Source organism: Oscillibacter sp. CU971, from assembly GCF_905219725.1.
GTDB lineage: Bacteria > Bacillota > Clostridia > Oscillospirales > Oscillospiraceae > Oscillibacter.
Map to the genome: position 1 here is coordinate 1 of NZ_CAJMXG010000104.1, position 10,012 is coordinate 10,012.

At 65.2% G+C, this 10,012-nt stretch carries 9 protein-coding genes; 2 read left to right on the forward strand and 7 right to left on the reverse strand.

All coding sequences use genetic code 11. The annotated features are described in order from the left end of the window. The 7 genes from JX325_RS08685 to JX325_RS08715 form a co-directional block, all read right to left on the reverse strand. On the reverse strand, positions 1–1,415 hold a 1,415-nt coding region (locus JX325_RS08685; RefSeq protein WP_204790766.1), incomplete at its 3' end, for a PTS mannitol transporter subunit IICB. A gap of 77 nt (positions 1,416–1,492) precedes the next feature. Continuing rightward, positions 1,493–2,404 carry a 1-phosphofructokinase gene (pfkB, locus tag JX325_RS08690; protein WP_204790767.1) on the reverse strand — a complete coding sequence of 304 codons (912 nt, stop codon included), beginning with the start codon at positions 2,402–2,404 and terminating at the stop codon, positions 1,493–1,495. A 2-nt stretch (positions 2,405–2,406) separates the two neighbouring features. Then, positions 2,407–3,150, reverse strand: coding sequence for a DeoR/GlpR family DNA-binding transcription regulator (locus JX325_RS08695; RefSeq protein WP_204790768.1), 744 nt, complete (start codon positions 3,148–3,150; stop codon positions 2,407–2,409). 149 nt (positions 3,151–3,299) lie between these two features. After that, positions 3,300–4,436, reverse strand: coding sequence for a pyridoxal phosphate-dependent aminotransferase (locus JX325_RS08700; protein ID WP_204790769.1), 1,137 nt, complete (start codon positions 4,434–4,436; stop codon positions 3,300–3,302). A gap of 280 nt (positions 4,437–4,716) precedes the next feature. Then, the gene (locus tag JX325_RS08705) at positions 4,717–5,880 is read right to left on the reverse strand and encodes an iron-containing alcohol dehydrogenase (protein ID WP_204790773.1); all 1,164 of its coding nucleotides are present in this window, start codon (positions 5,878–5,880) and stop codon (positions 4,717–4,719) included. A gap of 26 nt (positions 5,881–5,906) precedes the next feature. Further along, the gene (locus tag JX325_RS08710) at positions 5,907–7,205 is read right to left on the reverse strand and encodes an amidohydrolase (protein ID WP_204790770.1); all 1,299 of its coding nucleotides are present in this window, start codon (positions 7,203–7,205) and stop codon (positions 5,907–5,909) included. 19 nt (positions 7,206–7,224) lie between these two features. After that, positions 7,225–8,046, reverse strand: coding sequence for a purine-nucleoside phosphorylase (locus tag JX325_RS08715; protein ID WP_204790771.1), 822 nt, complete (start codon positions 8,044–8,046; stop codon positions 7,225–7,227). A gap of 220 nt (positions 8,047–8,266) precedes the next feature. Here JX325_RS08715 and JX325_RS18110 point away from each other — a divergent pair, with 220 nt between their 5' ends. Both JX325_RS18110 and JX325_RS08720 read left to right on the forward strand, forming a co-directional pair. Further along, positions 8,267–8,980: a LytTR family DNA-binding domain-containing protein gene (locus tag JX325_RS18110; protein WP_279380519.1), complete on the forward strand. Its 714-nt coding sequence runs from the start codon at positions 8,267–8,269 to the stop codon at positions 8,978–8,980. 1 nt (position 8,981) lies between these two features. Then, positions 8,982–10,012: sensor histidine kinase (locus JX325_RS08720; protein ID WP_204790772.1), on the forward strand; the 1,031-nt coding region annotated here is incomplete at its 3' end.

The following is a 10,012-nucleotide window of genomic DNA, read 5'->3' on the forward strand; positions in this document are numbered from 1 at the left end:
GCGGCGGGGGCGGAACCGCCCTTCCGGGCGTCCAGCAGCTCCTGCACCAGGGTGTTGTACTCCGGCGCGCCCATGAAGTTCTTGATGGGGATGATCCGGGCCTGGGGAGCCCGCTGGGCGGCCCGGCCGGAGAGCTCGTGGTGAGTGACGACGATCTGGCAGTCGCCGGGAATCTCGCCCACGGGGTAGTGGATAACCTCAATGTCCGTGATGCCCGCGTCTTTGAGCTTGTTGCGGACCATGGTGGCCCCCATGGCGGAGGAGCCCATGCCCGCGTCGCAGGCGAAGACGATCTTCCGGACGTCCTTGGCGGAGACGGAGGCTCCGGCGGAGGCGGCGGGGATGGCCTGGCCCTTGGAAGCGGCCTTGGAGGCGGCGACCTGGGCCTGGGCCTCTTCCAGGCTGGCGTCCTTGCCGAAGAATTTCAGCAGGAACACGGAGATGAGGAAGCTGACCACGGCGGCGATGCCGATGCCCGCGATGTTGGCGAGGTATCCGCCCCTGGGGGTCATGAGCATTTCCGCGATGATGCTGCCGGGGGAGGCCGCGGCCGCCAAGCCGCCGCCCAGGGCGGAGAGGGTGAAGATGCCCACGATGTTGCCGATCATGGGGCCCAGGATGACGATGGGGTTCATGAGGACATAGGGGAAGTAAATCTCATGGATGCCGCCCACGAACTGAATGACGGCGGCGGCTCCGGCGGAGGAGCGGGTTTCGCCCTTGCCCGCNACGCAGTAGGCNAGCAGGAGGCCAAGGCCCGGCCCGGGGTTGGACTCAATCATGAAGAGGATGGACTTGCCCATTTCCATGGCCTGTTCCGTGCCGATGGGGGTAAAGACGCCGTGGTTGATGGCGTTGTTCAGGAAGAGCACCTTGGCGGGCTCCACCAGGACGGCGGTGAGGGGCAGCAGGCTCCGGTCCACCAGGAACTGCACNCCCGCGCCCAGCCAGTCGGTGAGGGTCACGCAGACGGGGGCAATGACGTAGATGGACAAAATCGCCAGNATTGCGCCGATGATGCCCACGGAGAAGTTGTTGACCACCATTTCAAAGCCGGCGGGGATATGGCCCTCCATGGCCTTGTCAAACTTCTTGATGCACCAGCNGCCCAAGGGGCCGCAGATCATAGCCCCGATGAACATGGTGCTCTCCGTGGCGGCGATGGCGCCCAGGGTGGCCAGGGCGCCGGTAACCGCGCCTTTTTGTCCGCCCACGGCCTTGCNGCCGGTGTAGCCGATCAGGATGGGGAGCAGAAAGCGGAGCATGGGTCCCACCATGCCGTTGATGGTGTCGTTGGGGAACCAGCCGTCCGGGATGAAGAAGGCGGCGATCAGGCCCCAGGCGATGAAGGCTCCAATGTTGGGCATGACCATGCCGCTGAGGAACCGTCCAAATTTTTGGACTCTTTCTTTCATAGATGAACGTCCTTTCTCATGATGATATTCAGGGACAGGAAGCGGTGCGCCGCCTCCCGGCTAAGGGAAAGCGGGGGTCAGAACANGGGCAGGAGCGTTCGGATCTCCTCGCCGGAGGCCAGGCCGTTGGAAAAGGCGGTGGCGGACCCGGCGGCGGCCCCCATGCGGTGGGCGGCGGCGTAATCCCGGGTTTCCAGCCACCCGGCCAAAAATCCGGCCACCATGGAGTCCCCCGCGCCCACGGAGCGGCGGGCCGTTCCCGGGGGCACCCCCAGGCGGCGGGCCGCGCCGGTCTCGTCCAGCAGGACGGACCCATCCCCGGCCATGGAAACCAGGATGTTCCGGGCCCCTTGTTCCTGGAGGCTTCCGGCACAGGCGAGAACCTCCTCCTCCGTGAGGGNGTCCTTTCCGAAGAGCTCCGCCAGCTCGGCGCTGTTGGGCTTGATGAGGAAGGGACGGCGGGAGAGGACGCCTTTCAGCAAATCTCTGGCGGCGTCCACCACCGTCAGCACGCCCCGGCCCTCCACCCGGTCCAGAATGGTCTGGTACACGTCTGAGGGAAGCNCCGCGGGCAGGGACCCGGCCAGGACCAGCACGTCGCCCGCGCCCAGGCGGTCCAGCTTTTGGAGCAGGGCCTCCATCGCGGCCGGGGGAATGGCGGGGCCCTGGCTGTTGATTTCCGTCTCCCCGCCGCCTCCGCCGGAGCAGATCTTGACGTTGACCCGGGTCAGGCCCTCCTCCAGCCGGATAAAGTCCGTGGGGATGCCCCGAGCCTTCAGGCCGTCCTCCAGGGCCTTGCCGGTGAACCCGGCCACAAAGCCAAGGGCCGTGGTCCCGACCCCCAGGCCGTGGAGGACTGTGGAGACGTTGACGCCCTTGCCGCCGAAGTGCATGTGCTCCCAGCTGGTGCGGTTCAGTTCCCCGGCCCGGAAGCCGTCCACCAGGACCTCATAGTCCAGGGCGGGGTTCAGCGTTACCGTATAGACCACGCTCACACCTCCCTGACGTCCGTGTAGTCCCGGTACTGCCGGTCCGGCAGGCGGTCCGTGATGATGCAGGCGGCTTCAATGGGGAAGATCACCGCCGCCGTCACCTGGCCGAACTTGCTGGAGTCCGCCAGCACATAGACCTCCTGGGCCCGGCCCGCCGCCAGGGATTTTACGGCGGCCTCCTCCGGGTCCGGGGTGGTGAAGCCCTGGGCGATGGTGACGCCGTTGGCCCCCAGGAAGGCCTTGGTGAAGTTGTACCGCCGCAGGGCGGCCAGGGTCTCCGCCCCGATGAGGGCCATGGTGCCCGCTTTGAGCATCCCCCCCAGCACATGGGTCCGCAGGTTCCGCTCCATCAGGCGGCAGTCGCATTCGATGCTGTTGGTCAGAAACAGGGCTTTTGAGGCCCGCAGGTGCTCGGCCATCCGGAGGACCGTAGTGCCCGCGTCCAGGAAGACCACGTCGTCGTCCCCGATGAGCCCGGCGGCGTACCGGGCGGCCCGGTCCTTCTCCTGGGTGAAGAGCCCCCGTTTCGTCTCCATGTCCAGCTCCTCGCCGTGGAACTCTCCGCCCAGCAGCATGGCGCCGCCGTGGACCTTGCTCAGCTTTCCCTGCTTGGCCAGCGCGTTCAGGTCCCGCCGGATGGTGGCCTCGGAAGCGCCCGTCACCTGACAGAGGTCCGTCACCGTGGCGNCCCGCCGCTGGGCCAGCTCCCTGAGAATCTGTTCCGCGCGTTGTTCAGCCAGCATAGTTCACCCCCTCTTTCTGATTGGAAATGGCTGGTTTCGATTGCCTTGTTNATAATATCGCCAATTTCAATCAAAGTCAATATTGAACGCTCAAACTCAATCATATAAAATCGGGAGGAAAATTTGTGCACTCCGCCAAAGGGCATACCTCAGAGGGTCTTGAGAAAACGCTCCACCCGATTCAGGCCCTCGTTCAAATCCTCGTCGGAATAGCAGTAGCTCAGGCGCATGTAGCCCTCCGTGCCGAAGTACACGCCGGGGATCAGGCCCACCAGGCCTTCCTTCAGCATTTTCTCGCAGAAGGTCAGGGAATCCATGCCGTACTTCTTGATGTTGATGAACATGTAGAAGGCCCCCTCCGGCTTCTGGACCTCCAGGCCCATGTCCGTGAGGCGCTGGTATACGTAGTCACGGCGCTTGCGGAAAAGCTCCGTCATGGAAGAGGTGTCGCTCTCCAGGGCGGCCGCGCAGGCGGGCTGGACAAACGCGGGGGCGGACACCACGGCGTACTGGTGGAAGATCTGCATCCGGTCCCGGATGGGGGCGTCCGCCAGACACCAGCCCAAGCGCCAGCCGGTCATGGCGTAGGGCTTGGAAAAGCTGTTGATGACGATAATCCGGTCCCGACAATCATCGAACTCGGCAAAGCTGTGGTAGTCCTCCGTGTAGACCAGGCTCCGGTACACATCGTCGCAGAGGACGAAGATGGGCCTGTCCTTCAGGACCTCATGGATCGCGTCCAGCGTCTCCTTGGTGTAGATGCAGCCGGTGGGGTTGTTGGGGGAGGTGAGGACGATGGCTTTCGTCCTGGGCGTAATGGCGGCCTCCAGGGCATGGGGGTCGATCTGAAAGCGGTTGTCCTCCGTGGGCAGGGCCACGGGCACGCCCCGGCAGAGCTGGGTGATGGACTCGTAGAGGCTGAAGGCCGGGGTGGGGATGATCACCTCGTCCCCGGGGTTCAGCACGGTGGACAGGCCGATGAAGAGGCTCTCCGTGGCTCCGATGGTCAAAATGATCTCGTCGGGGGAGTACTTGAGGCCGTGGGCCCGCTCCTCAAATTTGGAGATGGCCTCCAGCATGTAGGGATAGCCGTTGCCGGGGGGATAGTGGGTGTCGTTCCGGTCCAGGGCGGCCTTGGCGGCCTCCTTCACCACGTCGGGGGTGTTCTGGTCCGGCTCGCCGATGGTCAGGGCGCAGGCGCCGGGGGTGTCCCGCACCAGGAAGGTGAAGCGGCGGATGCCGGACAGCTCCAGGCCCAGCACGGCGCGGTTCAAAGTCAGGTCCATAGGGATCACGCTCCTTCTTAAAGTACGAGACCAGTATAAGCGCGGCGCGGGAGCTTGTCAACGCGTTAAAGCGAAAAGGACGCCGTGAAGACGGCGCCCGGCGGGGGTTCAGCGGTCGCTTGGAAGCCAGTGGTCCTGAAAGATCAGGTCGTCCACGTCCCCGGCGGCGGTTTTGAAGATGTTCACGGCAGGTCCTCCTTTTGTTTTTGAGACTATTTGACAGTCTATGCGGGAGGGGGGAAAAAGATTCCTCCCCCGGATCTCCGGGGGAGGAGGGGCCTTACAGGCTCATCTGGTAGATGCGGACGATGTCCTCCGCGCTGAGGGGGACGAAGGTTTTGTCAAATCCGGCGGTCCGGGCCTTCCGGGCCATCTCCGGGAAGTACTCCGGGCCGATGCCCAGCTCCGACAAGGTGGCGGGGAGGCCCAGGGAGGCAAAGAAGTCCCGGGTCTTTTGAATGGCGCGTTCCGCCAGCTCCCGGAGGGGCAGGGCGGGGTCCAGGCCCCAGACGGCGGTTCCGTACCGGGCGAAGCGGGCCTCGGTTTTCTCATTGAGCACGTAGCGCATCCAGTTCGGGGTCAGAATGGCAAGGCCCACGCCGTGGGTCACGTCGTAGAAGGCGGAGAGCTCATGCTCCATCCGGTGGACGCTCCAGGCCACAGGCTTGCCCATGTCCAAAAAGCCGTTGATGGCCCAGGCGGCGTTCCACATCAGGTTGGCCCGGGCCTCATAGTCTTCCGGGGTCTCGATGGCTTTGGGGCCGTACTTGACGCAGGAGCGGAGGATGGCCTCCGCCAGGCTCTCCGCCAGGTAGTTGTCCTCAATGGGGCTGAAATAGTTCTCGAAGGTGTGGGACATAATGTCCGCCGTGCCCGCGGCGGTCTGGGCGGCGGGGAGGGAATAGGTGTAGGTGGGGTCCAGAATGGACACGGCGGGGTAGCAGCAGGGCCCGGCGAAGGACTCCTTCTCGTTGGTTTCCGGGTTGGAAATGACGGCGATATTGTCCATCTCGGAGCCGGTGGCCGCCATGGTCAGCACGGTGAAGATGGGCAGGGCCCGCTCCGGCGTCAGCTTCTTGCCGGAGAAGTCCCAGGGGTCCCCGTCGTAGAGGGCCCCGGCGGCCACGCCCTTGGCGCAGTCGATGACGCTGCCGCCTCCCAGGGCCAGCACGCCGTCCAGCCCCTGCTCCCGGCAGAGGCGCACGCCCTCCCGCACCGTGGCGATGCGGGGATTGGGCTCCACGCCGGGGAGCTCGGCCCATTGGACATTGTGGGCCTTCAGTTGCGCGACGGCCGCGTCGAAGACGCCGTTGCGCTTGACGCTGCCCCCGCCGTAGACGACCAGCACCTTGCGGGCCCTGGCGGCAATTTCCGCTCCCAGCTTTTTGATCTGGCCCTCGCCGAAGTGGACCACCGTGGGAATGGAGTAGGTAAAGTTTTTCATCATGCCCTCCTGTCGGTTTTCGTTCGTCAGCCGTGCAGCCGCCTGGCGGCGGCATTAGCCTCATACAGGATTTTGTCCGCGTCCAGGGTCAAAAATTCGCCGTTTTCATAGAGGATTTTCCCGTCCACCATGGTCATTACCACGTCGCTGCCCTGGGCGGAGTAGACCGCCAGGGCCATGGGGTCGAAATTGGGGACCATGTGGGGCTTGGTCAGGTCCAGAGCAATGATATCCGCCTTTTTGCCCACGGCCAGCTCGCCGGTGTCCTCCCGGCCCTGGAGCTTCGCCCCGTGACGGGTGGCCATGGCCAGGAGCTGGGCGGGCTTTAAAATGGTGGGGTCCCGGTGGTAGCCGTTGTGGAGAACGGCGGCCAGGTGGAGCTCCTCCAGCATGTTCAAATTGTTGTTGCTGGCGGCCCCGTCGGTGCCCAGGGTGACGTTCAGCCCCAGGTCCAGCATCCGCTGGATGGGGGCGAAGCCGCTGCCCAGCTTCATGTTGCTGGTGGGGTTGTGGATGGGGCTCACGCCCTTTTCCAGCATCAGGGCCATGTCCTCCTCCGTCACAAAGACGCAGTGGGCGGCGGCGGTGGGGCAGTCGAAGGTCCCCAGGTCATAGAACCACCTGGCCGGGGTCTTGCCGTATTTCTCCACGCACTCGTCGTGCTCCTTTTTCGTCTCGGAGAGGTGGATGTGCATCCGGCCCCCCAGGGCCTTGCAGTCCGCGCTGTAGGGGCCCACGATGTGCTCGAAGCAGGTGTATTCCGCGTGGACGGAGAAGTCGATGCGGACCCGGCCGTCCCCCGCGCCGTGGAAATCCTGGAAGAGCTGGATGGATTCCCTGGCCCGGAAGTTCCCGGCGTAGGACTCGTTCTTGTCAAAGCACTGAACGGGGCGGCTGATGTTGGCCTTGATGCCGCAGGCCAGGGCGTTTTCCACGGCGGTCTGAGGCTCAAAATACATGTCGGAATAGCTGGTGGTGCCGGTGGAGATCATCTCCAGCAGGGCCAGCTGGTTGCCAAGCNGGATGTCCTCCGCCGTCAGCTTGTCCTCGATGGGCATGATTTTTCCGAAGAGCCACTCCTGGAGGCTCAGGTCGCTGCCCACGCCCCGGAGCAGCACCAGGGGGCTGTGGCCGTGGCAGTTGATAAGGCCCGGCAGCAGCAGCCGGCCGGACAGGTCCTTCTCCCGGTCATAGGCGGCCCGGGGCTTTTCCGTCCCGATGTAGTCGATGGTATCCCCGTCCACGCCCAGATAGGCGTTTTCCAGGCAGCGGAAGCCCGCCCCCCCGGCGGCGAGGATGTCGCAGTGTTTCAGCAGCAGCTTCATAAGGTCGTTTCCTCCTGTTTCAAATGGCGGCTATGATGGTTTTCATGTATTCGCTGAAGGGCCCGGCGATGGCTTCCGCCGTCTCGTCCACCTCTTCGCCGCTTAGGGGCCGGTCCAGCACGCCCGCCGCCATGTTGGTGATGACGGACAGGGCCAGCAGGGGAAGATCGCAGTGGGCGGCGGTGAGGGCCTCGGTGACGGTGGACATGCCCGCGGCGTCCGCCCCCAGGACGCGGGCGGCCCGGATTTCCGCCGGGGTTTCGAACTGGGGGCCGGGGAAGAACATGTAGGTTCCCTCATGAACCCGGAGGGAAGAGTCCCTGGCACAGTCCAGGGCCAGGGCCCGGAGCTTGGGCGTGTACATCCGGGAGACGTCGAAGAACCGGGGGCCGAAGTCCTCCGCGTTGGCCCCCCGGAGGGGGCTGTCCCCGTTGAGCTTGATGTGGTCCCGGATGACCATCACGTCTCCGGGGCGGTAGTCCGTGTTGACGCCCCCGGCGGCGTTGGTGAGGNCGAGGGTCCTGACGCCCAGCAGCTTCAGCACCCGGACGGGAATGACCAGCTCCTCAAAGGAGTAGCCCTCATAGGAGTGAAAGCGGCCGGACATGCAGACAACCCGCCTGCCCGCCACGGTGCCGAAGATCAGCTTCCCGGCGTGGGAGGCCACGGTGGAGAGCAGAAAGTGGGGGATGTCGGCGTAGTCCACTTCCACCGGGTCCTGGATGGCCTGGGCGAAGGGCCCCAGGCAGGAGCCCAGAACGACGCCGATTTCGGGGGTAAGGTCCGTTTTCGTCCGCAGGAAATCTGCGGAGGACTGGAAGTATTCACGGGTGTAAGCCATAGGCTGAACCACCTCCTGACAGTATCAGCCTAATTTTACCACAGGTCTATTTTGGTGTCAAATTGGACAGACCCGTTCCTCTTTTCACACAAGGCGTTTGGTGGTATACTGACGCTGTTCAAGGACGCGGGGTGGTCGTTCATGACAAAAATCCGGCGTTTCAAAACGGCGGGCTTGTCCCGCCTCCTTNNTTCTGCTACGCTGTAAAATGGTGATGATGATGCCNCGTTTCGCAGTCTNCGACGATGNACCATATATGCTGGACCGGCTTTCCGCCCAGATCTCGGACTGCCTGNAAGAACTGGGCTGCCGGGGTGTCCGCCTTGCCCGCTTCTCCGGCGGACAGGCCCTGCTGGAGGCGGGGGAGGACTTCGACCTGGTCTTCCTGGACATCCGGATGGACCCGCCCGACGGCATGGAGACGGCGAGGGCCCTCCGCCGCCGGGGGGACGGATGCCTGGTGGTGTTTTTGACGGCGCTGCGGGAGNAGGTCTTCGACGCCTTTGAGGTGGAGGCCTTCGACTNCCTGGTGAAGCCCCCGGATCCCGCCCGGCTCCGCCGGACCCTGGAGCGGGCCCTGGAGGCCCTGGAGCGGCGGCGGTCCCGGACGCTGTTCATCCAGCGGGGGACGGCCTGGGAGGTGGTCCCCCTGGACGAGATCGTCTACTGCGAGGTGCTGGGGCGGAAAATCTACCTCCACCGCCGGGACGGAAGCGTCCTGGACTACTACGGCAAGCTGGCGGACCTGGAACGGCGGCTGGGAAGCGGCTTCTTCCGCTGCCACCGGAGCTATCTTGTGAACCTGGACCACGTGCGGGGCTGCGGCGGGGGACAGGTGAGGCTGAGCGGGGAAGAGGCCGTCCCGGTTTCCCGCCTCCGGGAGGGGGACCTGACCCAGGCGCTGCTGCGCCGGATGCGAGAGCGGGGGGAATGACATGGACTGGTTTACGCTTTACCTGAACGCCGTGACCCTGGCCGCTCAGGGCCTTCTGCACATGACCTTTCTCTGCCGCCTGACGGGGCGGCAGGGGAGGGCGTGGCAGTTTGCCCTCTACGTCCTGCTGCTCTCCGGCATTGAAGCCGTCTCCAGCGCCGCCGGGTGGGGCGCACCGGCAGCTATGGCGGCGGCGCTGGCGGCCCTGTACGCCATGAGCCGCCTGGCCCTGCGGAACCGGCCCGTCCCCTCCTGCACGGCGGCGCTGCTGGCGGTGTGTGTATTTCAGATGGCCGCGGGCATGGTGAACTCCGTGGAGGCTGCATTTTATCCCCATGTGTCCACGGGCCTGCCCCTGTATGCCCTGGTCGTGCTGTCGGTCCTGGCGTCCATTGCCCTGTGCGCCCTGTGCTATGGGCTGGTTCTGCGCCTCNTCCCGCTGGGGGAGGACGAGCCCAATCTGGGGCTTTTGCCCCTGCCCGGCCTGTTCTTCCTGGCGGCGGAGCTCTATATTCTGGAGACGGCCTACAGCCATCTGTCCTTCGCCCCGGAGCCGCTGGGACGGCACATGGCCCTGTTGGCCCTCCAGGCCATGGGGCTGGCGGCGCTGCTGTGCACGCTGTACGCCTGCCGCCGGGCGTGCCGGGGCGTCCGAGCCCAGGCGGAGCTGGACTTGCTCAGCCAGTCGGTCCAGGCCCAGCGGACCTATGTGGCGGAGGCCCAGGCCCGCTNTAAGAAAACCCGCGCCTTTCGCCACGATCTCCAAAACCACCTCTCCGTGCTGGACGGCCTTCTCTCTGCCGGGCGGATGGAGGAGGCCCGGCGGTATCTGGGGAAGCTGGAGGCGGCCTCCGCCGCCCTGGCTCCGCCCTACCGGACGGGAGAGGCGGCGGTGGACGCGCTGCTGGGGGAGAAGCTGGCCCTGGCGGAGGCCCGGGGCATCCCGGCGGAGGTTTCCCTGCGTTTGCCGGAGGACGGACGCCTGGACGCCTTCGACCTTTGTGTCATCTTTGCCAACGCGCTGGACAACGC

What these genes read in the sequence shown, in the direction of transcription:
- JX325_RS08700 (WP_204790769.1), bottom strand. Translation starts at nt 4,436, where the DNA reads ATGGACCTGACTTTGAACCGCGCCGTGCTGGGCCTGGAGCTGTCCGGC.
- JX325_RS08705 (WP_204790773.1), bottom strand. Translation starts at nt 5,880, where the DNA reads ATGAAAAACTTTACCTACTCCATTCCCACGGTGGTCCACTTCGGCGAG.